This is a genomic window from Microcystis panniformis FACHB-1757 (assembly GCF_001264245.1).
Taxonomy (GTDB): domain Bacteria; phylum Cyanobacteriota; class Cyanobacteriia; order Cyanobacteriales; family Microcystaceae; genus Microcystis; species Microcystis panniformis.
In genome coordinates this window covers 739,214-764,143 of record NZ_CP011339.1, presented here as the reverse complement: position 1 = coordinate 764,143, position 24,930 = coordinate 739,214, and the positions used below count along the sequence as shown (strand labels likewise).

The window sequence follows — 24,930 nt, the reverse complement described above, 5'->3', positions numbered from 1 at the left end:
AATTATCTCGTTTGCTGAATTGAATCGGACCAAGGATATTGTTTTTGTGCCAGTAAATGCGCTTGTTGCTGCGAAAAGCCTCGATTAATCACTAAGTCAGATTCGTAGATTTCATGATTGAGAAACATCCGATCAAGATTATTCCCTTGAGCGCCAGCGAGTCTTCGCCAAGCTGCTACCATTAAACCTTCGGGAAAAAATTGATATCGAGACACTCCCGATCCAAAAGCGTAATCCTTGGCGCGTCGGATATCGATTTCCGAGATTTCGTATTGGGCAGCAATCCCTAGGATATCTTGATTATTACCCATAATCTGATCATAGTCCTCCCTTACCTTGGCGGTTAATTTCTGCTCGTAGATATCTAAATGCGCCCATCGATCACTATCACCCTCCATCGATTAGTTTAACGCGTCCATTGGTGTTCAGTCCTAGCATTAACTAAAAATTCCAACTTCGATCGATCTTCCTCTTTTTCGGAAACGGCGGAACCCTTGCGGAATATCGCCCCGGTTGGACAAGCGGCAACACATTTGCCGCAGGAAGTACAGGCAGAAACGCTGCCCCAAGGCTGATCCATTCCCGCAATAATTTTATCTTTTTCGCCGCGATAGGCCAGATCCCAAACGTGCGCCCCTTCAATTTCATCACAGACTCGCACACAACGGGTACAGAGAACACAACGATTATGATCGATACCAAAAAGAGGATGGGAAATATCCACTTCTCGCTTGGGAAAACGGTAGGGAAAACGACTATGATCCATACCCACTTCGATGGCTAAATCTTGTAATTCACAGTTACCATTAGCCACACAAACCGCACAAACGTGATTACCTTCAGCGAATAATAATTCCACTGTCATGCGGCGATATTCTTTCAGTTTTGGGGTATCGGTGTGAACCACCATTCCTTCCGCCACTTCCGTTACACAGGCAGGTAATAATTTATTAATACCTTCAATTTCTACCAAACATAAGCGACAGGCAGCTACTTCGGAAACCCCATCGAGATGACAGAGGGCGGGAATTTTTATTCCTACCTGACTAGCGGCTGCGAGAACTCGCGAACCCGCTTCGATCGCTACATCTTTACCATCAATGCTTAAAGTGATTACGGACATAAAAATTATTCTCCTTGAGGATAATATCCCTCTCCTTCCCATAGGCCACAATTTGTGGCCAAGGGTGGGATTTTTACAGAAAGTTTTAACCTAGACAAGCGGCTAAGTCTTTTGCGGGGGTGGTAATCGGCTGCAGGTGATAGGTATCGGAGAGGAATTTCAGGACGTTGGGGGAGATAAATGCCGGTAAAGTTGGTCCCAGACGGATATTTTGAATACCTAGATGCAGCAGGGTGAGCAGTACAGCGATCGCTTTTTGTTCGTACCAAGAGATAATTAGGGAGAGGGGAATCTCATTGACGCTAACGTTAAAAGCGTTGGCTAATCCTAGGGCGATTTTGATGGCACTATAGGCATCGTTACATTGTCCCACGTCCATCAGCCGGGGTAATCCTTCGATGCTACCTAATTGTTTGTCGAAAAAGCGGAATTTTCCACAGGCAAGGGTTAAAACGATGCAATCTTCGGGGACTTGTTCCACAAATTCGGTGTAGTAATTGCGATCAGGTTTTGCGCCATCGCAGCCGCCAACTAGGAAGAAGTGACGGATTTTACCCTGTTTAAGGGCATCAACCACCGTATCAGCGACACTAAGAACGGTATTGTGGGCAAATCCTACCATTACCTGCCGAGGTTCGCTTATTTCAGTAAATCCGGGCAATGACTGCGCTTTAGCAATCACGGGACTAAAATCGATCGCACCGTCCACTGTTTCTAAGCGGTTAATATGGACATAACCCACAGGTCCGAGGGTAAAGAGTTTACTTTCATAGTTTTCGTGGGGGGCATGAGACAATTAGTAGTTAAAACTATTGCCCCCGGAAACTTAGCAAATTCCTTAGTTTGATTTTGCCAGGCGGTGCCATAATGACCGTAGAGATGGGGATATTTTTCTTTGAGTTTTGGATAACCGTGGGCGGGTAATAATTCTCCGTGGGTATAGACTGTTATCCCAGTATTGGCAGTTTGTGCCAGTAAAGCCGCTAATTGTTTAATATCATGGCCGGAGACTAAAATGGCTTTACCTAGACGCGGATTTAAGGGAACATTTGTCGGTATGGGATGACCGTAGGTTTCGGTATGACCTTGATCTAATAATTCCATTGCTCGCAGGTTTGCTTCCCCAACTTTTAGACAGATTGCCACCCAATCATTCAGGTTTAAATCACTGCGATCAATTGCCGCTAAAGTCTCTTGGATAACCTGATAAACTGAGTCATCCTCTTGACCTAATTCCTGAGCGTGGAAAGTATAGGAAGCAAGACCTTTAACTCCGTAGATAGCAGTTAACTTTAGGGAAAAAATATCGAGGTCTTGCACTTTTTCAATTAGTTCTAAGGATACTTCTTGACCTTGGCTAACTAGGCTCTCATTAAAATTAGGCTGATAGTTAGCAAGTGCAGACCAGTCCAGCGATCCCAATTGTGCTTTTAAATTTTCCCGAATCTCTAAACAACGCTGAATATAATCAGTAAAACGCCGCTGATCAAAGTTAACATTGGTCATGGTGGCGAAAAGCGCCTCACAGGTAAAAATATCAGCTTCGCGAGTAGATATTGCCGCTTCTTTGGCTTTTAAAACCACCGATGCTAATCCCCGCAGACAATACACTAATAAGTCTTGAACGGCGTTGACTTCGGGACTTTTTCCACAGGCTCCCCACTGATGACAACCATTACCACTAGCGGTTTGTTCGCATTGTTCACAAAACATAAGTTTTCTCTCTTTTTTCAGTAGATTGACAGATTGTTGCGATTTTTTTCTACTAAATTTAATTCTGCTTTTTGAAAGTTAGTTATCGGCCCTCACCCAGCAAGAATTATGGATTTTACGACTGGAAAGCTTGTCTTGACAGCCTCTACTCTCTGAACTATGTTTTTATTCTCTCACTTTTTTTGCCGGTTGGGTTCTGATTTTAGATTTCCTCAAGAATTACCGATTAAACAATTATTTAGTTGTCTTATTTAAATTAAGTATTTTTGGTGATTTTTATGATATAATGAGCGAAATTTTCGATTTTTAGGTGGGTATTTGCCAGTGTCATAGCAATCGGTCTCCTGATTAGGATAGAAAGTTGGAACTTAAGAGTTATTATCGCCTAACTCTGATGATGGGATTGCTTTCGACATAGATAGTTATCTCTTTTTTTATTTACTTAACTTAACCGATTATCTCGCCGAATCTGCTCAAAATCTTTATCTGTTTTTGCCAGATCCTGATATTTGACATCAAGACTGATGAACGATTTATTTTATTAGTGGTATTCCGATATCTTTGCAGATTTTATTAGCGAGAATATACCTAATTTCCGTATGTCTTGGAATCGCAGATCTTTTATTTAATTGGGGGTTAAACCACCAAGAATAGCTAGGACTTGCTGAAAAAGTACGGGCGAAGCATTCGGATAGAAAATCTACGGTTTCACCGATAGGTTATTGTCCGAATGCTTCGCCCCTACAGGACGCGGGCCGATGAAGACGCAAGGTTTTGAACGACGATTCTCTCAAAATCTTGCACCTGTGAGAGCAAAACAGAACCCTAAAACCCTTACCTCGTCTATATTTCACATTTATTCAGCAAGCCCTATCTACCAATCTATCTGAACAGGATATTTTGCTAATATTGAATCATGGCTAATCAGTCTAGCATTTTCAAGATTAGCTTGAGCAACTAACAAGCGGTCAAATGGATCTTTATGGATGTTAGGTAAAGTATTTAAAGCTAAAACATGGCTGACTGTAATTGATAAAAGGCCAATTTGGTTAGTTTCCTGCTGAGTATTAATCATTTCTGCTAAAGGTATCTTGAGTGATAGTTTACCTAGTTGTAGTTTGATTTGCATTTCCCAAATACTTGTAATACTAAGTAATAGCGTATTACTAGGATCTCTACACAGTTCTAAAGCTCTTTGAGAGAGTTTTTCTGGTTCGCTATCCCACCAAATAAATGTATGGGTATCTAAAAGAAATTTCATGATTCACCTGTCCAAAATTCTTCAGGAAGTGGCTCATCAAAATCTTCCCTAGTCCTAATTTTTCCAGCGTGTAGTCCTGGTTGTCGTAACTTAGGAGAAGGAGTTTCAGACGTTGTTTTTTCAGTATCTCCCCAAGGAATTAGACGAGCTACAGGCTTGTTTCCTTCGGTTATAATAATTTCAGTATCTACCTTTATTAAGGCAAGTAGTTCTTGTAAAGTTAACTGTACTTGATTGAGATCAATAGTTTTGTTTGACATGAATAATTTTCTCTCTTTATTTACTTCACAAAATAAAACAGGCTCTTCTGGTTTCTGTGTGGAAACGAGGTCTATACTGATACTTTCTTCCGCAAAATAGCCCTAAAAGTCTTGCCCGATAAGCATTTCACGATTCCATAAGCAAAAATTATCACACAAAGTCGAGAAGAGCCTAAAACAGGATTCAGTGATAACTGCCTCACAAGTTAATAAAGGGTTGGCAACTTTTTCCCATTGCTGAATTGCCCAATTGTGATAATTATCACTCCGGTATGTCTTGGAATCGCAGATCTTTTATTTAATTGGGGGTTAAACCACCAAGAATGGCTAGGACTTGCTGAAAAAGTACGGGCGAAGCATTCGGGCAATAACTTATCGCTGAAACCGTAGATTTCCTATCCGAATGCTTCGCCCCTACAGGACGCGATCGATAAACTGTTTGCGTTTCATACAACAATTTTCTCTTCTTGGTAGTTTCCCCTAGTAGCGGAAATTGCTTCCTGTTTATTCAATTCTAATGCTTCACTAAGAGTAATTTTTAGGCTTTCTAATAACTGGTCACGAGATGCTTCTTGACAGTTAACTCCCGGAATTTCTTCTATCCAACCAATCCACCAATCTCCGTCTGGCTGAATGATAGCTGTGTAGGTATTAGTCATAGAATATCTCCTTAGCTAAAATACAAATATATATTATTATACTCGATTTAGGAAACTCTGAAACCGCTCATCTCCCCGAATCTGATCAAAATCTTTATCCGTTTTTGCCATATCTTGATATTCGACATCAAGATTGATGGCGCGTTGTAAGTTTTCGATAGCTAATTCCACATTGTTTTGTAAGCCATAACAGCAAGCTTTATTGTAGTAAGCATTAAGTAGTCATGCAAAATTAATTACCTGCCCGATCGAGCTAAAACCCTTACGGGGCAATGATCGTCATGTGTAAATAATTTTGCCTAGGTACTTAGCATCATTTGAATTAATTTTAATAGCTCGATCCCAGGATGCGATCGCTTGTTCAAATCTGCCTAAATTATGTAACGCAATCCCTCGGTTGTTCCAAGCATCAGGGTAATCGGGTTTAAATTCTAAAGCTCGATCGTAGGATGCGATCGCTTGTTCAAATCTGCCTAAATTACCCAACGCAACCCCTCGGTTGTACCAAGCTTCATGGTCATCGGGTTTAATTTCTAAAGCTCGATCGAAGGATGCGATCGCTTGTTCAAATCTGCCTAAATTCTTTAACGCAATCCCTCGGTTGTACCAAGCTTGATGGTCATCGGGTTTAATTTCTAAAGCTCGATCAAAGGAGGCGATCGCTTGTTCGTATTCTTTTCCCATTTGATGAATTAAGCCTTTTTCATGCCACAATTCAGATGCTCGAACAGGATCGAGAGATGGGGAATCGCTTAAATAGGCCTTAATTTCGGCTAACTTTTCCTGTGGTTGTTGGGGAGTGAATTGCTGATAGGTATCGAGATCTCCGTCTAAATAAACCAGTCTTCTAATTTCTCTTTCCAATATGTCCTTATCCGTCGGAAATTCATAAACTCCCGAATACCAATCAAAAAAATCCGACGCACGACGAATAAAATACCGCAAGGCAAATTCCGGCAATAAGAATACTAAAGTAAAGGGAAATTGCCGCTCAAATCGCTCACGAGATAGGTTTAAATAGCCTAAAATCTTAGGAACTCCGGCCCAGGTTCCCCCATAAACCGGACTTTGACTCGATAATACATAGCCTTGACTTTCTGCTTCTTCGCAGCACAGTAGTGCATTTTCTAAACCGCGCACAACGCCAATTCAAAAATGAAACGCATCAACCTCAAGAGTTGACAAAGAAAGGCTCATCAGGTAGTGTCCGATCATTAACAAAAACAAATCAGACCCAAAAACGAAGCCCTCAACATCTTAACATAAGTAGTCATGCAAAATTAATTACCTGCCCGATCGAGCTAAAACCCTTACGGGGCAATGATCGTCATGTGTAAATAATTTTGCCTAGGTACTTAGAACAAAGAAACTTGCTCTACCAACTTAGTCAAGAGGGAAATTTATCTCAACGGCAAATGGCCGCCTGGCTCGGATGTCATCAAAGCACAATATCACGAGAATTAAGAAGGAATCAAAGTTCTCTCGGCTGCTATCTACCTGACACAGCACAAGCTGAAAGCGAGACGCGCACCAAAAATGCCAAACAACCCTTTAAAAATGTCAGCGAGTCGGCCTTAGAGTTGGTGAAAGAAGGATTGAAAAATTATCATAGTCCCGAACAAATAGCGGGTCGTCTGAAAAAAGCTGGTCAAGAATCTCTCAGTCATGAAACCATCTATCAAATGATCTATCAAAACTACCCTTGACTGTGGAAAGTATCAAGAATGCCTACGTCAAGGACGAGGAAAAAGAAAGAGTCGAAATGGAGCAAAAAGTAAGCGTGGAGGGATTCCAGGGCGTGTAGATATCAGCGAGCGACCAGCAATTGCTGACCAGAAAACCGAAATCGGTCATTGGGAAAGTGACACAATGATTGGAGGCAATCATCTAGGAGTTCTCGTTACTCATGTGTACAAAGCCTCGAAATTTTTAGGAGCAGGATTAGCCAAAAACAAAACCGCATCGGAAATCAATAGAGTCACAGAAAAACTTTTCCAAGAGATTCACCCTGACAAAAGAAAAACCTTTACTTGTGACAACGGCAAAGAATTTTGTGGACATCAAGAGTTGAGTCAGAAACTAGGAGCAGATTTTTATTTTGCTACTCCTTATCATTCGTGGGAGAGGGGATTAAACGAGCATACCAATGGACTGTTAAGACAATTTTTCCCCAAGGGGACAAATTTTAAAATCCTTAAGCCAGAGGAGGTGGAAAGAGCCGTAAACTTGATTAACAATCGTCCTCGAAAATGTCTTGACTATCAGACCCCCAATGAGGTGTTCTATAAAGGTAGATCAGATAGTGATGCAATTCAAACTTGATACTAAATCCTGTTTTAAAAAATGATAACAATCAGTCATAAGTTAGCCAATGATAGTTAGTCAAGTTTTTAATTTTATTAGTCATTGTTTCGAGATACTGACAACGAGTTATCAGAATTTCTTCTATTTCTTCAATTGTTTCAAAATACTCATTAACCAGAGGTTCATCTACTAGAGACCACAATCTCTCGGCTGGCTTTAGTTCTAGCGAATAAGCCGGTAGAAAATCGAGCATGATTCCATCAGGAACTTCAAGTTTTTCACTTCTATGCCACCCAGCATTATCTTGTACTAATAGGACAATTTTTTCTGCCGATAACCCGACATCTTTTGCAAAAGATTGATAGACTAAACTTAACCATTGATGATTAACTCTTGGGATTAAATACCAGAGTTTTTTTCCTGTTTTTGGCTCAACAAACCCGTAAACATATAACCATTCATAACGATGATGCACTAGGGCAGAAGGCCTTTCTCCTATTGGAGCCCAGACTTTTCTAATGATTGGTTTTAAGCCAACTCGATGTTCGTCAAAGAACCAGACTTCTACTTGAGCATTGGGAAATTTATTTCTTAATTCTTGGACTTTTACTGGTAAATTTTGCTTAAATTTTTCTTGTTCAACTGGATCTACTTTTTTATGTTTTGGTCTGGTTTTTTGACAAGAATATCTCGACTTTTTTAGGTAATCCCATCCCCTTTTATTCCAAACTTTTTCTCGCCCCGTTTCCTTTTCTATCCATCTGGCTACCTTCGGACCTGTCCAGATTCCTCCATCGGCAGGACGTTTTTTCAGTTCTTCTTTTAATTTTTGCAATTGTTCTTCCTTCAATAAAGGTTCTTTTCCTCTCCGATGTTCTGCACTTTTTTTCTTGAGATTTTTGGCTCTTCTGGTTGGGAGCATCTCACTTATGCAATGAGTATTAATACTTATAGCAGTCAACAACTAGAAAATCTTCAACTTGATCACAAAGAGAAATGAGATTATAATAGTTATAACTTACAATTCAGAATAGCTCTCGATGGGAGGAATAATTCAATGTTATCAGAAAATGAAAAAAGAATTAAAGAGTTATCCCGAGAGTTGGGAGCTTGTCTATATGAGCAATCCCAAATTAAGAAATTTAATAACTTGGGAGAGATAGAGGAGACAGTCAGAGATTTAATGATTCATTATGTTAACCCAGAAATCGGTATTTTTTTGTCAAAACAAGCACAGAAGAAACTGCCGGTCGGACGAGAAAAGTGAAAAGTATTTTGGGGGAATTACCAATTACAGAAAAACAAGCGAAAAAATTAGAAATAAAGTCTCGGACTCAGATGAGTCCAATGTTAGAGAAGAACTGTTTGCTATTAAGTGGCGATGAATCCTACGAAAAATCGGCGCAGAAAATCAAATCATTGACAGGGATTGCTGTTTCTCACAGTACCCAACAACGCCTCGTACATCGCTAGGCTTTTGAAGAATTACCGTCTAACCCAGAAGTGGAAGTGGAAGAAATGAGCCTAGATGGCGGTAAGGTACGACTAAGAACTGCCAAGGGAAAAGCCTTAATTTGGCGTGATTATAAAGCAGTGAGTTTTCATCAACTGGGGGTAGCGGCTTTTTTTCAAGATAACTCAGCTTTATTAGATTTGGTTAATTCTCAAGTTTTGGCCAAGCCTTTAATTTGTTTAGGAGATGGACATGATGGTATCTGGAATTTATTTCGTGAGCTCGGAGAGAAACAGGAAAGAATTGAAATATTGGATTGGTATCATTTAATCGAAAACCTCTATAAAGTTGGCGGGTCATTCCAGCGAATTGAGGAGGTAAAATGTTTTCTTGAGGAAGGGGGACGTGGACGCCGCTATCTCTTGTTGTGAAGGATGGTCAGAGCCGCAAGTTGAGAATTTTATTACTTATTTAAACAAGCATAAACATCGAATTGTCAATTATGGTTATTTGCAGGCAGAGGGGATTTCCATTGGCTCTGGCTCCGTCGAATCAAAAATTAAACAAATTGCTCATCGTCTTAAAATTACTGGTGCAAGTTGGCAATCTTGTAATGTACCGCAAGTCCTTCGTCATCGCTGTGCTTATCTAAATGGTTGCCTTTTTTAACTTTTTTATTGATCTCATTAAGCATTTCTACTTATTGCAAAGGTGAGATGCTCCCCTTCTGGTTTCTGTGTGGAAACGAGGTCTATGCTGATTTAGGACTAATGATTCCCATCACTCTAGTCTTAGATAATGCGGTTCTTCGGTTTTTGTTATGCAATGGACGGGGGTTATAAGGGATGGAACCCTTATATAGAAAGGCATTTGGCGATTTTTGTCAATTATTTTTGATCTAGAGCGAACTAATCAATTAAGTCTCTTGCCAGATAAGGATTTAGTCGATTTATGCCCCCCTATCGAACCATACTAAGTAACGAAGAACCGATAATGCCCGCTATCAAAAATGTAAAATTGTTGAAGAATTAGCTCTTTCCTTGTCAATAGAGCTACTCTATCTACCGTCTCGCTAATCTAAATTTAATTGAAAGGTTGTGGAAATTTGTCAGAAAGAAATGTTTATATGGTAAATATTATGAAAACTTTTTTTACTTTTCCTCAGCTATTTATGAATGTCTGAATGATGCCCATCTGAAACATAAAAAAGAACTGGATTTCTTGCTGACTCTACGATTCCAGAAGTTTAATAAATCTCAGATTATGAACGTCTAAAGTATATCATGCTAATAGAGAGGAAATAGAGCGAGACATAGCAGCAGAACAAACTGCCTATCAAGAACTCGCCAAACAACATTATCAAAAAAAAACAACTCCTAGAATGACCAAAATTCGTCTGTATTTAGATGAAGATACACTTTTATAAAATCCATACTAATTGGATTGATAAAAGACAAAATCATTCAGGAATTATTTTAGGGGTTCAAAACTATTCCATTTTTGTGCTAGACTAACAATATAGTAGCCAAAGGGCATGAGGAGAATTTTCATTTCCTTGGAGAAACTGTCAGACTACTTTTGATATGAGGTGTGCCATGCGCAATCGCCAATTGACCCCCGACACCAAATCCCAGCACTCCCAGCCAACCAAGGAACGGGAAGCACAGAGGGCGACTGCCCAAGAAGATGTTCTGGCAACCCAACAAGACCCCCTAACACAGGTCATCAGTCCGATTGGCAGTGCTCCCTCGGCCAAAGTTCACGCTAACTTGCTCAGTCGGGCAACCTCAGACTACCCCGCCCGCGGCCGCCAACTGATGCTCCAGATGCAGCGGCAGTACGGCAACCGCTACGTCCAACGGGTAGTGGAACTGTCTCGCCAAGGACTGAGAGAAACCGAAGCCACGCCAGAGGTGGAAGCAACAATTGAACAGACACGGGGTGGGGGGCGATCGCTCGATGCTGGCATCCAGCGGCAAATGGAATCCGCTTTTGGCACCAATTTCAGTGAGGTGCGCGTCCATACCGACAGCACGGCTGATGCTCTCAATCAATCCCTCAGTGCTCGTGCCTTCACCACAGGACAAGACATCTTTTTCCGCCAAGGGGAATACAATCCTGGGAGTTCCAGTGGCAAGGAATTACTGGCCCATGAGTTGACCCATGTAGTGCAGCAAACGGGAACTGTGCGGGGAAAACTGGCGATCGGGGAAGCAGGCGATCGCTACGAACAGGAAGCGGACAAGGTAGCCTCGGAAGTCTTACAAAGACTCAATGCCGAATCGCCATCATCATCGACCGGACAGTCAGGAAAGGGTCAGCAATTTCAAGCACCGCGTCATACTACTCCGGGGAGTGAGCCAGCAGCAATGGGAGAACAGTCGAGTCTGCCTGCTACCAGTAGGGAACTGAAAGTCAATCCCCAGGTGCAGCGCCAGGAAGAACCAGACGAGGAACTCCAGGCGAAACCGAGTATTTCTGCACTCCAACGCCAGGAAGAACCAGACGAAGAACTTCAGGCGAAACCGAGTATTTCTGCCCTCCAGAGGTCGCCTTTATCCCCAGAGTTACAGCCAAATATTCAGAGTAAAGTTATACAGCCATATCGTTGGTCACGTTCAACACCTTTAACAACACTTTATGATTTTTTCACGGCTGCCAATTTTGAGTGGGAAGGGTTTAAGGATATAGTTGACCCTCGACGTTGGCGAATGAATCCATTAAATATTTATGAAGGATTGATGAATATGAGAAATGAGACAGATGGAGGGAATTATCATAGTAGTAGCAGGCATGGAGCACACAATACAGTAAGAAATGCGATGAATCGGCTTGCAAACCCATTAACAATGTTAGATTTTTATAACGACCATGGTAATGTACCTCCGTCAGGGACGCAAGGAAGATTTAACTCAGAAGCGTGGGAAAGTTTTTCATGGAGAAAAGCAAAAGAATTGTTTGAAAATGATATACGAGTTAATGTAGCTTGGATACCTGGTCCTATTCCTGCAAATCAACGCAGTACATGGATTGTATGCCTTAATCATCAGAGGAGTGATGTTGGAATATCGCAAGCAGTATCTGCACCAATCCAATCAGTATCAGGGGTAAGAGTTGCCATAAACTATATACCAAATGTTGGTGGGGGGGTACAAGCCTGCAATGGACAGATGTATCCAACGCAGCCCATTGCTCCTGGTCCTGGACAAGTGCGTAATGGACATCCAGCGGGAAATATGAATGGAACAGTGCAAAATATTCCTTACCAGTTTTTGGGGTATTTTGGTATCTGATTTTATTTACATTGTAGAGTGTAGCGCTCTTGTAGGGTGCGTTCCCTGATGCAACTCTTGTGACTCTATGATTCAGATATTGGGAACGCACCAGGCTCATTTAGGTTATCAGTGCAATCGCCGCTCTTGTAGGGTGCGTTCCTTTCCACAACCCCCATGACCCACTCAATCCCCATTCAGGGAACGCACCATCCCCAACAAGTGCGATTGCGCTACCTGTCATTGAACGGATTGGAGAGAACCGCTAAAATAAATAAGGGACTTGCGTAAAAATAAGATGCCAGCTAGGAGGGCAGAACCGTCACATCCCATTTACCCACATTCCGCACCTTAGTCGTTGAAATCAACAGTTGCTCTAGCCCTTGTATAGCTGAACTTCCCCCATACATATATACCATAATAGCTGAAAACCCTTATCCATCAATGGATACACCCCCTTAACTTTTCTTAATGTACCCATGTAATTTGTAACATTTCTTAATGGACAAGAATTCTCTCCATTTGCTAAAATGATAGCCATGTATATAGAAAAAGTTCCTAACCGTAATTCTCCCCCCGCCGTTCTTCTTCGGGAGTCCTACCGAGAAGGAGATCAAGTCAAAAAAAGAACCCTTGCCAATCTCTCAAAATTACCCGATGATATTATCGACAATATAAAACTGGCTCTTAAAGGGGCAACACTGTCCATGACTGAAGGCATTCCCAATCATTTTGAAGTGATTAGAAGTCTTCCTCATGGTCATGTGATGGCTATTTGGCTCTTCTCGACTTTGTGTGATAATTTTTGCTTATGTAAGGTTAAATGCTTACTGGGCAAGACTTTTAGGACTATTTTGAAAGAAGAAACTATCAGTATAGACCTCGTTTACACACAGAAACCAGAAGAGCCGCTATTTTAGAGACGATTAAAAAATTAGGTTTAGATAAAATAATCAGTGAAAAATCCTCACGAATCAGAAACGTAGTGGTGGCGATGATTGTGGCAAGAATCATCAATCCTAAATCGAAATTAGCCACAGCGAGAGGGTTTAATAGCGAAACTTGCAGTCAGAGTTTAGGACAATTGTTAGACTTAGAGAAAGCCGATGAAGACGAATTATATAACGCCTTAGATTGGTTATTAGAAAAACAAGAGAAAATTGAGAAGCACCTAGCACTTAAACACTTGGAATCAGGAACATTAGTCTTGTATGATGTCACTTCTACTTACCTAGAAGGAGATGGTTGTGAACTGGGAAAATATGGTGATAATCGAGATAAAAAGAAAGGGAAAACTCAGATAGTTTTTGGTCTGCTCTGTTCAGCTAAGGGTTGTCCGATAGCGGTAGAAGTATTTGAAGGAAACACCTCAGACGGTGCTACTTTAAGCGGACAAATTGAGAAAGTCAGAAAGGGTTGGGGGATTGAGAATGTGGTCTGGGTAAGCGATAGAGGAATTTTCACCAACTCGAAAATCAAGGAATTAGTAAAACCCATAGAAGGATTAGACTATATTACTGGTTTAACTAAGCCTCAAATTCGGAAACTGGCTGAGGTAGAAGTGATTCAATTAGGATTATTTTATCAGGTAAACTTGGTGGAATTTGAGAGTGAAGATTATCCCGATGAAAGATTAATTGCTTGTCGGAATCCCTTAATCGCCCAGAAAAATCAACTACAAAGAGAGGCATTATTAGAAGCGGTAGAGAAGGAACTAGATTTGATTGTTCAAGCGACTCAAAGGGAGAAAAGAGCTTTAAAGGGTCAAGATAAGATAGCTTTGAGAGTGGGCAAGGTTCTTAATCAGTTTAAGGTCAATAAATACTAAGTAGTCATGCAAAATTAATTACCCAAATAAAAAATTAAGAAGTATAATACATAAAAAAACGAAGCAGCAGGAAAATACAATGAGATTGATTAGAGACCTAAACCCCGAGAGCCAGAAAATGCTAGAGAGAATTTATCGAGCTAGTAAACATCATCAAGTAAGAGAGCGAGCGAAATGTATACTCTTAAGTTTTCAGGGAACCACGATAGAAGAATTGAGCGGAATATTTGGAGTTACGAGAAAGACCATCTATAATTGGTTGACGGCCTGGGAAGATAGAAAACTAATTGGTTTTTATAATCGTCGAGGAAGAGGGAGAAAACCTAAATTGACAGAAGCACAAGGTCAACAAGTTATTGACTGGGTAAAAGAAGAACCGAAAAGCTTAAAAAAAATCCAGATAAAAATTGTAGAAGAATGGAAATTAACCGTAAGCAAAGACACGATAAAAAGACTCATAAAAAAAATCAACATGAGGTGGAAAAGGGTGAGAAGAGGGGTCGCCAAAACCCCTGATGAGTGGGAGCTTGAGGTCAAACTACCTATTTTAGAAGAACTAAAAAAACAGGAAAAAAGAGGAGAGATTGAGATAGGATATTTGGATGAAATGGGATGGGATTCAAAGCCTTGTATTCCTTACGCTTGGCAAGAAGAAAAAACCACGATAAAGTTACCACCAATTGAAGGTAAAAGACTAAATATTTTAGGAATAATGAAACGAGATAATCAATTATTTTATGAGACACAGGTCGGAACGGTTACTAGCGAGATAGTTATTAATTTTCTGGATAAATATTGCCAAAATATACAGAAAAAAACCGTCATAATAATTGACCAAGCTTCCATTCATACCAGCGAGGCATTTATGGAGAAACTTGAGGAATGGGAAAAGAAAAACTTGAAAATATTTTGGTTGCCCACTTATTCACCTCATTTAAATTTAATTGAAATATTATGGAGATTTTTAAAATATGAATGGATTGAATTTAGCGCCTATAAAGACCGAAAGAGCCTCCTCGCTTACGTTAAAAAAGTGCTGGACAATTTTGGAGGCGAGTATGTAATTAATTTTGCCTAGGTACTTATAACCTAGAGATAACAGAGGAAGGCTTTTCTTATCAGCGTAAGCTGGAATTAATCGCTCAAGAAACGGCCTTGGATGGTGTGTATGTGTTAAGAACTTCTCTGGAGTCAACCTTGATGGATGCAGCGACGACGGTTAAAGCTTATAAAAGTTTATCTCAAGTGGAGGAGGCATTTCGCTGTTATAAGTCAATTGATTTAAAGGGTTCTTCGTTACTTGGTATGGTTCGATAGGGGGGCATAAATCGACTAAATCCTTATCTGGCAAGAGACTTAATTGATTAGTTCGCTCTAGAGCAAAAACAATTGACAAAAATCGCTAAATGCCTTTCTATATAAGGGTTCCATCCCTTATAACCCCCGTCCATTGCATAACACAAACCGAAGAGCCATTTAAAGGTACGTCCTATCTATCATTATAAGGGTGATAGAGTTAAAGCCCATATCTTTTTATGTATGTTGGCTTATTATGTGGAATGGCATTTAAAACAGTCCTTGGCTCCTTTGTTATTTGAGGATGAAGAAATTGATGATGGTTCTCTGAATGTGATTAAGGCGAGTCGCAGTGAATCGGTGCAATCTAAAGAGAGAAAAAAACGGAATCAAGAGAATTTTCCTGTGCATAGCTTTCGGACTTTGTTGGAAGACCTGGGGACAATTTGCTTGAATACAGTGGAATGTACGATTAGGGAGGGAAGTTATCGTTTTTCTAAGATAACTCGACCGACCCAACTGCAACAAAAAGCGTTAGATTTATTGGGAGTTTCCCTGATTTGTACCCAGTAACGGGGCAGCGGAAATTTTCTTAATCCCTTCTACAGCACAGGTTATGGCTTTTTGTCAACGGGGAAGTCCAGTTATACTAAAATCTAAGGTGCGAAACGTTTAGGCATGAAATAGGGCTGAAATGCCTGAAATAACCGCCTAGTAAGGTCTTCAGTCCCCCGACTGAATCTAAGAGGTCAACACAGACCAACCTTATAACTGTTTATATGTCCCGACGTTTAGTATCATCCGATACCAAACTAGGCAAGGGAACTCAAGGTCAATACACTTGTAATAAATCTTTACAAGGTGAGAGTAACGGCGATAGCCACCCCCAGATTCAGAAATCACAATTCTGGGACTGAAGCGGGGAACGGAAGGCTCCGAGGTGTTACCTAACACCAGAATCGAGACCACTGCCAACCATCCATGATTAGGCGTGAGCCGAATGTCTGACCTGAACCATCGTAATTAATAAGCAGTGAAATAGGTTGACACACTGCGTTCAAAAGAATAAGGGGAATAGTGAGGAAATCTTACTCTCACTCACACAGACCTTTAAAAGTACCCCGGTGGATAGGACAAATCTAAAGATGGAATGCCCATATAAACGGAACGTGATAAACCCTTTTAGGCTCTGAGTATCGGTCGAAATACTCAGTAGTAATAAGTGTAAGCGCAAGCCTTCAAGGGTGTGAGATGTAACCAAAAGCCAACGCTTGACGGTAACAGTCAAGATATGCTAACAGGTTACGGTTTGATTGTAAGGATAGAGTCTAGTAGGAGTCTATATGACGAAATCGAGAGAAGGTAAAGGGTTCGGGAAACCGAAAACCACTAAGACTACGAATGTATGGAAAACTATCAACTGGGGTAAAATCCAAAGATATGTTTTCAAGCTCCAAAAGAGGATATACCAAGCGGCTAAATCGGGACAGGGTGCAAAGGTTAGAAAGTTGCAACGTCTATTAGTGAAATCATACTACGCTCGTCTATTAGCAGTACGCAAAGTAACCCAAGACAATCAAGGAAAGAAAACAGCAGGAGTCGATGGAATGATAGCAGTATCCCCAGAACAAAGGCTAAATCTAACCGAAGAAATCAAAGGAACACTGAAAGCAAAACCGTTAAGAAGGGTATGGATTCCTAAACCCGGCAGGGATGAAAAACGTCCATTAGGAATACCAACCATCAAAGACAGAGCTAGACAAGCGTTAATTAAATCGGCACTCGAACCAGAATGGGAGTCAAAAATGGAAGGAACCAGCTACGGTTTTCGACCCGGGAAGGTCAGCCCAGGACGCAATATCAAGGATATTCTCAACCATCAATAAAGGTAATTACTTTGTATTAGATGCTGATATTGCCAAATGTTTTGACCGAATTAATCACGACCTTTTACTGTCCAAAATTCATTGTCCAAGTTCCTTGAAAAGAGATATTAAACAATGGCTTAAAGCAGGAGTATTGGACAACGGCGTATTTGAAGAAACAGAAACAGGGACACCTCAAGGAGGGGTAATAAGTCCACTACTTGCCAACATCGCACTGGATGGAATGGCAAGATTGATTGAAACACTATTCCCCAAAAAGAGTGATAAAAGAAATCAAGCTGTTTTAATAAGATACGCCGATGATTTTGTAGTAATTTCCCCATCACTCAAAATCATTGAACAGTGCAAAACTGCTATTTCTGAATGGTTAAAGCCGATAGGATTAGAACTCAAACCAGAAAAAACCAGAGTGTGTCATACACTTAACCCCATTGAATACAATGGGAAAACGGAGGAACCCGGCTTTGATTTTCTAGGATTCAATATTAGGCAATACCCAGCAGGAAAATATAAAGCAGGGAAAATAAATAAAGGAATACCCAAAACATTTCTAACACATATTAAACCTAGCCAAAAAGCAGTTAAAGCCCACACAGAAGCGATTAAAGGTGTAATCAAAAAACACAAGACAGCACCTCAATCAGCCTTGATTAGTCACTTAAACCCAATTATTAGAGGTTGGGCTAACTACTACTCAGGAGTAGTATCCACAGATACCTTCAATAAACTAGACTACACAATCTGGTCAATGTTAAGGGCATGGACAGAATCAAGATGCGGTAAAGCGGACTACGAAAAGCTGAGAAACTACTTTAAACCGGGTACAGTTAAACTTAGCAATGGGAAAGAAAGACAAGAATCTTGGCTATTTCAAACCAAAGACGGTCTCTATCTATGGAAACATAATTGGACACCAATTGTCAGACATACCCTAGTACGCCCCGACGCATCACCATTCGACGGAAATTGGACTTACTGGGCGACCAGACGAGGACAAGCAATCGACACACCGACAAGAGTAGCCAAACTACTTAAGAAGCAACAAGGCAAGTGTAGCCGATGTGGGCAGTATTTTACCCCATCGGATTTAATTGAAGTTGACCACATTCATCCTCTCAGCCTAGGCGGAAAGGATGAATATAAAAACCTTCAATTACTACACCGCCACTGTCACGATGATAAATCGGCAACCGATGGAAGCCTAAATCCATCTGGTTTGACAAAATCAGAAGTCAAACTAGATAATACAAGGTTAACCAAAGGAAGTCAAGCTGTATCCTTAACAAGGGAACAGTCAAACTAGGAGCCGTGTGAGGTGAAAGTCTCATGCACGGTTCTGAATGGGAGGGGAGGTCGGTGACGACCTTCTCGACCCCTAATATAGCCGGTTTAATACTAAATCCGTTGAGTAACGCACAGAAAACGGGTTTCTCGGAGAAACCCGTTTTCTACTCATGCAAAAGGCAAAAAGGGGAATAAATAGGGTTTGCTGAAAAAGTAAAAAACAAAAACTCTCAAAAATCAGCCCGAATTTAAGATAAGTTTTTCTGTTGAGAAATCAGCTTTTTTATCATCTTTTCTAATCAAAGAGGGATGAATAAAGCTAAATTTAGATGTATAAAGAAATAGGGACAAAAAAAGACAGTTAACCTGTCTAAGCAGGTTAGAAAGATTGATGACTAAAAAAGTAATGGCAATGGAAGTTTCTGAAGTTTTATCAAGTTTTGTCATGATACAATCAAGACTATATCTTCTTTTTGCTTGACCAAATTTACCTTCAATTGCATTCCGAATTCCTTCATCCTCAAGAGCTTGTTTTTTAGTTTCTTTACTAATATTTTTAGGTGGTCTTCCTAGAGGAACTCCACTGATTCTAATTCCTCTTTCTTTACACCAAGCTAGATTTTTTCTAGTTCGATAAATTTTATCAACATGAACTGATTCTGGATAATATCCTGTGAATTCTTTATACTCTTCTACTTGCGCTTGTAAGTCCCCAGATTCATTAAAATTATCCCAACTTAAATGGTCTAAAAATACATAACTCTCAAAACAGCTTACTGAGATTTTTGCTCCAAATTCAACTGGTTTTCCTGCTTTTCCTCTAACGATAGGGCGGATGTGTGGTTGGGTTATACTCACAATTCTATCATCAATTCTCGATGATTTATTTTCCCACATCCACAATTGTTGACGATAAACTTCTGTCACCACTAACAACATTTTGTAGTTTCTTTTGCTGAGACTACTTAACTCTGATCCCCCTCGATTAATTTCTCTATTTGAGATAGATTTCTTTTGATATATTGCAGTTGCTTCTTGATAGCTTCTCGTCTTTCTTTTTGAGAACAACGACGTTTTTTGGCTACTTTTAAATAATCTTTTCTCGCTCTTTTTCTATAAGTTCTTGGCTTTTTCTTCAGCTTGATTCTCAAACTTTGATAGAGACAATCTAGAATGTTTTCTGTTTTCTTTCTTGCTTGATTTAATATCCCTAAATCCTGGGGATAACTTAGATCAGCAGGTGCGCAACTTGCATCTAATATTAATTTTCCTTTATTTTTTATTTGACTCTCTTTTTCTTCTTCTTTTCTTTCACTTTTTTCTTCAATTTCCTTCTTTTTTCTCTCTCTCATCACCATTCTTTTATTAATTTTATTGATTAAATTCTTACTGATTCTTTTACGAAAATTAACGAACATTGTCGCATCAAATAGAGCTTCATTACTATAGGCTGACATCCCTAGAAAATACTGTAAATAGGGGTTTTCCTTGATTTGCTCTATGGTTTCCCTGTCGCTTGTTTTTAATTTTTCCTTAATAATTAATGCTCCTAATGCCATCCTAAATGGTTTGGCTGGCGCACCCATTTCTTCGTCAAAATTTTGGGCATATTCTTCTTCAAATTCTTCCCAGGGAATTAACTCTGCCATTATTATCCAGCGATTATCTGCTGATAATTTTCCCTCAAAAGGCAACTCAAAGTTTTCTGGGGCAATTGAAGACTCGTTCGTTTTTCGGTACATATGTTCTTGTCGGATAAGTGCAAGGGTATTTTAGCAATTTTAGCCGTTTTCTGTCCCTTTTTCTTGACTTTTTGGGAATTTAATATGGCTGTAATCCTTATATCATAAGTATTTCACAGTTATTCAGCAAACCCTAAATAATCAGTCTTTAATAACCCAGATTGGCTCTTCTGGTTTCTGTGTGGAAACGAGGTCTATACTGATAGAATATCCGCAAAATAGCCCTAAAAGTCTTGCCCAATAAGCATTTCACGACTCCATAAGCAAAAATTATCACACAAAGTCGAGAAGAGCCCCAGATTTAGTATAATATCGTCTCTGGGATCAAAACGGAAGCTTAGAATAGATAAAATATGTGGACTTTTATTGATTTATTTGCCGGTATAGGAGGATTTAGAATCGCTCTAGAGAATCTCGGTTGTCAATGCGTTTTTTCCTCGGAAATCGATCCTCACTCCCAAAAGGTTTACTTAGCTAACTATGGTCATTTACCCGATAATCAAGACATCAGAAAATTAGAGGCAAAAACTGTCCCCGATCATGATATACTGTGCGGCGGGTTTCCCTGTCAAGCGTTTAGTATCGCCGGCAGAAAACACGGTTTTGAAGATGCACGCGGAACCTTATTTTTTGAAGTTGCCCGGATCTTACACGAAAAGAAACCGAAAGCTTTTATCTTAGAAAATGTCCAGGGTTTAGTCCATCATGATCGAGGTAAAACTTTAAAAACTATTTTAGATATATTAGAAAAGGATCTGCATTATTTTGTCCCTAGTCCCCAGATTTTAAATGCCAGATATTTTGGGGTTCCTCAAAACCGTCCCCGAATTTTTATCGTCGGTTTTCGAGAGGATTTAAATATTTACTATTTTTCCTATCCTCAACCAACCCATCAAGAAACTTGTCTCAAAGATATCCTAGAAGAAAAGGAAGTCAGCGTTAAATATTATCTCTCTAATCAGTATTTAGAAACTTTGTTTAAACACAAGGACAGACACCAAAATAAAGGTAATGGGTTCGGTTATGAGATTATTTCTCCCGATGGTATCGCTAATGCTATTGTGGTGGGAGGTATGGGAAAAGAAAGAAATTTAGTTATCGATAAAAGACTGACTAATTTCACTCCCGTTACTCGCATTAAGGGAGAAGTAAATAAATTATTCGTCCGCAGAATGACTCCCAGAGAATGGGCAAGATTACAGGGATTTCCCGATAGTTTTCAGATTGTTGTTAGTGATGTCCAAGCTTATAAACAGTTCGGTAATTCTGTGGCTATTCCCGTGGTAGAAGCGGTGGCAAAAGAGGTGATTAAAGCTTTAGATTTATCCAGAGATTCTCAAGAAAATATCAGCCTTAAAGACCTACAGGGGAGACAATTAGATTTATTGTCAATCTGAGGAAAAATAGCAATTGTTTCTAGGTGTTTGGGTATATTAAGTAGGTGGGTGGAATTAAATATAAGATGAACGTAGGTTGGGTTGAAGCATGAAACCCAACGCCCGCATGGGTTACGCTACCGCTAACCCATCCTACAAATAATTGTGCCTCCCTACTTAATAATAGTTATTATTGGAACGATGCGATCGCTGTTTAGGCTCGACTCTAACTGGATTAACAGTGGACTTGTTGCATAATTAATTTTCGAGAGTTCAAAAATGGGAAAAATAGCCATGAGGTAACAATAAAAAGAGCAGCAGAGGTGATGGTTTCGCCGGTTGTGCTTGTTAAAGGTATCTTTCTTATACTACACTTGTAACACCAATAGGTTTTAGTATTCGGGAGAAACAATTATGCGGACAATCACACGCACCACCACTACCGATATGGAAGTCACCAGCATTCGTCTGGAAAGAGTCCTCAAAGACAAGCTGAAAGAGATTTCCGGCAATCAAGGATATCAAGCACTCATTCGCGATGTCTTGTGGAATTTCGTTCAGCAGAAATCAGGAGATTATCGACCTCAGTTTTGTGCCAGCGATATAAGGGCAGTATTTAACGCTACAGCCAGAAAAAATGAGATTTGCGCTCTTACAGGCAATTTAATCCCCGCTAATGAAACAATGTTGTTAGGTTTGACCATCCATGGCGATTTAGTCCCGTTGAGTATGGATAGTTATACCAATTTAAAATAAGTTTGACTAGGGTGGGGCAGAATCCAGTATAGTTAGTCCTCACCCAAGGGAGATGGGAAGTGGGAATTATAAATTTAAATTATCAATTATGAATTGAGAGGTGGGGAGTTTTTTGCCGTGAACAGTGAACTGATAACTGATAACTGATAACTGATAACTGATGACTGAAGCGATTTTACGAGTGGTTTTAATCAATCCGCAAATTCCGCCAAATACGGGAAATATTGCCCGTACTTGCGCCGCAACGAGGACAGAATTGCATTTAGTTGGTCCCTTGGGTTTTGAAATTAGCGATCGCTATCTGAAGCGGGCCGGCTTAGATTATTGGCCTTATGTAAAACTTATGTACTACTTGACAATCGATGACTTCTGTGAATATCAACAAAAGAGCGGCGGAAGGGCGATCGGGTTTAGCGTGCGCGGCAGCAGTAGTTATGTGGAATACAGCTATCAAAGCGGAGATTGGCTACTTTTTGGCAGTGAAACCGACGGTATTCCGGCAGATTTATTAAATAAGTGCGATGACACGGTTTATATTCCCATGGCAGAACCGGGGGTGAGAAGTTTAAATCTTTCCGTTAGTGTGGCGATCGGATTATTTGAGGCCAGACGACAATTGGGATTTATTCGTTAGTGGGACATTTTGCTATATAGGGTCTGCTGAAAAAGTTTTTCGTGGGGACAGGGTGTGGGGTGTGGTGCGATTCGTTGGCTAGAAACTAGACAGTAAGACGTTTAGAGGATTAGCCGCTTGGTAAATGTAGTACCTTGATAACTTTATAACCATACAGGTGCGGGTTAGTAATAACCTTAGTCCTGTCCTCTAGATGCCTAGAGTGACGGCATTTCCTGCTGCTTTAGACTTGGTACATCTGAGGTAGTGAGCGAGGAAAAAAAAGCGGTATCTGATAGCCTAAATCAGAAACCCGTTGAGCCAGAACCTATGGATAGCCCTGGGGCGAAGATACGAATTAACCATCGTCAACACCCACGAGCCAAAAGGCTGACAGGCTCGAAACAAAAGTTAACAGAGTTGGGGCTGATAGCTCATACCACTATCAGTAAGGCATTCCCGTTACTCTGTTGTGGACAGTATCATCCTAATGGTTCAACCAATGGTTATAGGGAACGAAGTAACCCTGATTGACTCTGCCCGTTTGGGGCAGTAGGAAACCATCCGCAAGTCAATAGAGGGAGAGGATGTCCTTAAAAGCCAAGGCTTTGAGTAATATCAAAGATATGCTGACAAAGGACGGGTAACTAGGAAGTCTAAGCAACAATCAACGGTCATATACGCCCTAAAACCAACAATCTTGTCTGGTGGGGATACAGCCAAGAGGGTTGAATAGACAAGGAAATAATAATTCCCATTAAGTACCTAGGCAAAATTATTTACACATGACGATCATTGCCCCGTAAGGGTTTTAGCTCGATCGGGCAGGTAATTAATTTTGCATGACTACTTATTATTCTACTAATGACAGTAGCCTAGTTACTCAGGAGCCGGATACGGCGAAAGTCGTAAGTCCGGTTTTGAAGCAGGGGGTGGGAAGGCGACTTCCTGCTCTACTGTAACGGGTGTGGGGTGTGGGGTTTTACCGGTTTTGAGGTGGCCAATTACCTAATTTTCAGGGAAAAAGTGCCTCAATTTTCCCCCTCATCACTCCCATGCCTGGTACTTTTTGATTGACAAAAAGTCTAAAAGTCTTACCCAACAAGGTTTTTACCATTATTCAGCCAGCCCTATATAAACAGGGCAAATAAACTAAATTGAGCAAAAAATCAGAAAATTGCTTTTATTTAGCTCATTTTTGCCCATATCAGGAAAAATAGAGATCGCAGTCAATTTTGTCCGTAATAACAGCAAGAAATTATGTGGATTATCCTAGCGCAAATTAATTTTTGCTCCTTTCTAATCCCATAATTTATTGAAAATAAAAAGGCAAGATTAGGCTCATGAATATCTTCGACCTTACTCCCAATACTTTTCGCAATTTACAGCTTTTTAATCGGCAAAAATCCACCTCTGGCTTAACTCAAGTCGAGATGTTAGTTACCCTAATTTTATTAGGAATTCTCTTAACCATTGCCCTTTCTGTTTATCATCGTTTAATGGCTTGGATTCGCTTAAATATCGCCACCTTTGAAATATCACAACAGTGGAAAAATACCCGTTATCAAGCCACAGGAGGAGGTTCTCATCCCCTATCTTTGTGCATGGCAGCAAGTGAAACTGAACAGATTAAAGTGGCAAAAGTGCAAGGGGATGAATGTGAAAATGTCACCGATTGGACTCCCATCACTCCTGGTGTTAGCATCGATACTGATAATTCTACCCTACGCCGAGTTAGTGGACCTGTGGGTAATCAAGGTACAATTTATCGCGCTAGTTGGGCCGATACAAAGGGGGGGTTAGGGGGTTCTTGGGGACAGTTAGGCAGAATTACTTTAGTTGCTTCCGGTACACCCGACAAACGCTGTTTATTTTTATTCCGTGTTGACGGTAGTTGGGATATTCGCCAAGATAATAGATGTGTGCTTTAAAGCGGCAAAAGTTATCGTCATCTAAGGGAGGGTATCAGCCCAAAATCTAACATCAAGGGACACTTTACAGCAAAATGTCGAGAGAGCCAGGCTCAAAAATCTAGAATCCTGACTGATAGCCTTTCTGGGGGGAAACTTAGACGGTTTTCAGTCCGTCTGGGAGTACACTAGAA

The 24,930-nt window shown here is 40.3% G+C and carries 13 protein-coding genes and 10 pseudogenes; 13 read left to right on the top strand and 10 right to left on the bottom strand.

All coding sequences use genetic code 11. From position 1 onward, the window contains the following. Nucleotides 1-2: 2 nt before the first annotated feature. The 7 genes and pseudogenes from VL20_RS03655 to VL20_RS33575 all read right to left on the bottom strand — a co-directional run bounded on the left by VL20_RS03655 (nucleotide 3) and on the right by VL20_RS33575 (nucleotide 6,156). A complete protein-coding gene (locus VL20_RS03655) occupies nucleotides 3-398 on the bottom strand; it encodes a hypothetical protein (RefSeq protein ID WP_002731876.1) in 396 nt (131 codons plus the stop codon). Nucleotides 399-406: 8 nt separating this feature from the next. After that, a complete protein-coding gene (gene hoxU / locus VL20_RS03650) occupies nucleotides 407-1,123 on the bottom strand; it encodes a bidirectional hydrogenase complex protein HoxU (protein WP_002752680.1) in 717 nt (238 codons plus the stop codon). Between the two features lie 85 nt (nucleotides 1,124-1,208). Next, nucleotides 1,209-2,836 (bottom strand): annotated as a pseudogene (hcp, locus tag VL20_RS03645) (hydroxylamine reductase). A gap of 874 nt (nucleotides 2,837-3,710) precedes the next feature. After that, a complete protein-coding gene (locus VL20_RS03640; protein ID WP_002734288.1) occupies nucleotides 3,711-4,097 on the bottom strand; it encodes a type II toxin-antitoxin system VapC family toxin in 387 nt (128 codons plus the stop codon). Continuing rightward, nucleotides 4,094-4,357 (bottom strand): type II toxin-antitoxin system Phd/YefM family antitoxin, encoded by a 264-nt coding sequence (locus VL20_RS03635; RefSeq protein ID WP_002787527.1) that lies wholly within the window; start codon nucleotides 4,355-4,357, stop codon nucleotides 4,094-4,096. The genes VL20_RS03640 and VL20_RS03635 overlap by 4 nt, the downstream gene beginning before the upstream one ends. A 446-nt stretch (nucleotides 4,358-4,803) precedes the next feature. Further along, on the bottom strand, nucleotides 4,804-5,016 hold the full coding sequence (locus VL20_RS03630; protein WP_002760549.1) for a hypothetical protein: 213 nt from the start codon (nucleotides 5,014-5,016) through the stop codon (nucleotides 4,804-4,806). 36 nt (nucleotides 5,017-5,052) lie between these two features. Continuing rightward, nucleotides 5,053-6,156: pseudogene (locus VL20_RS33575) on the bottom strand (tetratricopeptide repeat protein). 197 nt (nucleotides 6,157-6,353) lie between these two features. Here VL20_RS33575 and VL20_RS27145 point away from each other — a divergent pair. Next, nucleotides 6,354-7,338 (top strand): annotated as a pseudogene (locus VL20_RS27145) (IS30 family transposase). Nucleotides 7,339-7,369: 31 nt separating this feature from the next. On the opposite strand, the gene VL20_RS03610 reads toward VL20_RS27145, so the two are convergent. Beyond that, complete coding sequence (locus VL20_RS03610) at nucleotides 7,370-8,242, bottom strand: IS630 family transposase (RefSeq protein WP_211571732.1); 873 nt, start codon at nucleotides 8,240-8,242, stop codon at nucleotides 7,370-7,372. A gap of 135 nt (nucleotides 8,243-8,377) precedes the next feature. On the opposite strand from VL20_RS03610, the pseudogene VL20_RS03600 reads away from it, so the two are divergent. From VL20_RS03600 to VL20_RS03580, 6 genes and pseudogenes are all read left to right on the top strand, one after another. Beyond that, nucleotides 8,378-9,442: pseudogene (locus VL20_RS03600) on the top strand (ISKra4 family transposase). 320 nt (nucleotides 9,443-9,762) lie between these two features. After that, a pseudogene (locus VL20_RS27140) lies at nucleotides 9,763-10,048 on the top strand (transposase); the annotation flags it as partial. Between the two features lie 308 nt (nucleotides 10,049-10,356). After that, nucleotides 10,357-12,066, top strand: a complete 1,710-nt coding sequence (locus tag VL20_RS03595; RefSeq protein WP_284525997.1) for an eCIS core domain-containing protein — start codon at nucleotides 10,357-10,359, stop codon at nucleotides 12,064-12,066. Between the two features lie 518 nt (nucleotides 12,067-12,584). Further along, nucleotides 12,585-12,815, top strand: a pseudogene (locus tag VL20_RS33570) (IS1634 family transposase); the annotation flags it as partial. A 140-nt stretch (nucleotides 12,816-12,955) separates the two neighbouring features. Further along, a pseudogene (locus VL20_RS03585) lies at nucleotides 12,956-13,870 on the top strand (IS1634 family transposase); the annotation flags it as partial. Between the two features lie 82 nt (nucleotides 13,871-13,952). Continuing rightward, complete coding sequence (locus tag VL20_RS03580) at nucleotides 13,953-14,951, top strand: IS630-like element ISMae24 family transposase (protein ID WP_052275630.1); 999 nt, start codon at nucleotides 13,953-13,955, stop codon at nucleotides 14,949-14,951. Between the two features lie 141 nt (nucleotides 14,952-15,092). Here VL20_RS03580 and VL20_RS33565 read toward each other — a convergent pair. Next, a pseudogene (locus VL20_RS33565) lies at nucleotides 15,093-15,281 on the bottom strand (hypothetical protein). A gap of 68 nt (nucleotides 15,282-15,349) precedes the next feature. Between VL20_RS33565 and VL20_RS03575 the strand changes: the two are divergent. Further along, nucleotides 15,350-15,742: pseudogene (locus VL20_RS03575) on the top strand (IS1634 family transposase); the annotation flags it as partial. Nucleotides 15,743-16,512: 770 nt separating this feature from the next. Then, nucleotides 16,513-18,358, top strand: a pseudogene (gene ltrA, locus VL20_RS03570) (group II intron reverse transcriptase/maturase). 218 nt (nucleotides 18,359-18,576) lie between these two features. Here ltrA and VL20_RS03565 read toward each other — a convergent pair. Next, nucleotides 18,577-20,081 (bottom strand): IS5 family transposase gene (locus tag VL20_RS03565; protein ID WP_128575130.1). Its coding sequence is split into 2 segments (ribosomal slippage): nucleotides 18,577-19,322 and nucleotides 19,322-20,081, totalling 1,506 coding nucleotides; the frame shifts between segments, so codons are not numbered across the junction. A gap of 353 nt (nucleotides 20,082-20,434) precedes the next feature. Here VL20_RS03565 and VL20_RS03560 point away from each other — a divergent pair. From VL20_RS03560 to VL20_RS03545, 4 genes are all read left to right on the top strand, one after another. Then, entirely contained in the window at nucleotides 20,435-21,478 is a 1,044-nt protein-coding gene (locus tag VL20_RS03560) for a DNA cytosine methyltransferase (protein WP_052275629.1), read from the top strand. 393 nt (nucleotides 21,479-21,871) lie between these two features. Continuing rightward, on the top strand, nucleotides 21,872-22,213 hold the full coding sequence (locus VL20_RS03555; RefSeq protein ID WP_052275628.1) for a hypothetical protein: 342 nt from the start codon (nucleotides 21,872-21,874) through the stop codon (nucleotides 22,211-22,213). Nucleotides 22,214-22,373: 160 nt separating this feature from the next. Then, nucleotides 22,374-22,847, top strand: a complete 474-nt coding sequence (locus tag VL20_RS03550; protein WP_081417878.1) for a tRNA (cytidine(34)-2'-O)-methyltransferase — start codon at nucleotides 22,374-22,376, stop codon at nucleotides 22,845-22,847. 1,322 nt (nucleotides 22,848-24,169) lie between these two features. Beyond that, the gene (locus VL20_RS03545) at nucleotides 24,170-24,757 is read left to right on the top strand and encodes a hypothetical protein (RefSeq protein ID WP_052275627.1); all 588 of its coding nucleotides are present in this window, start codon (nucleotides 24,170-24,172) and stop codon (nucleotides 24,755-24,757) included. The last annotated feature ends 173 nt before the right edge of the window (nucleotides 24,758-24,930 follow it).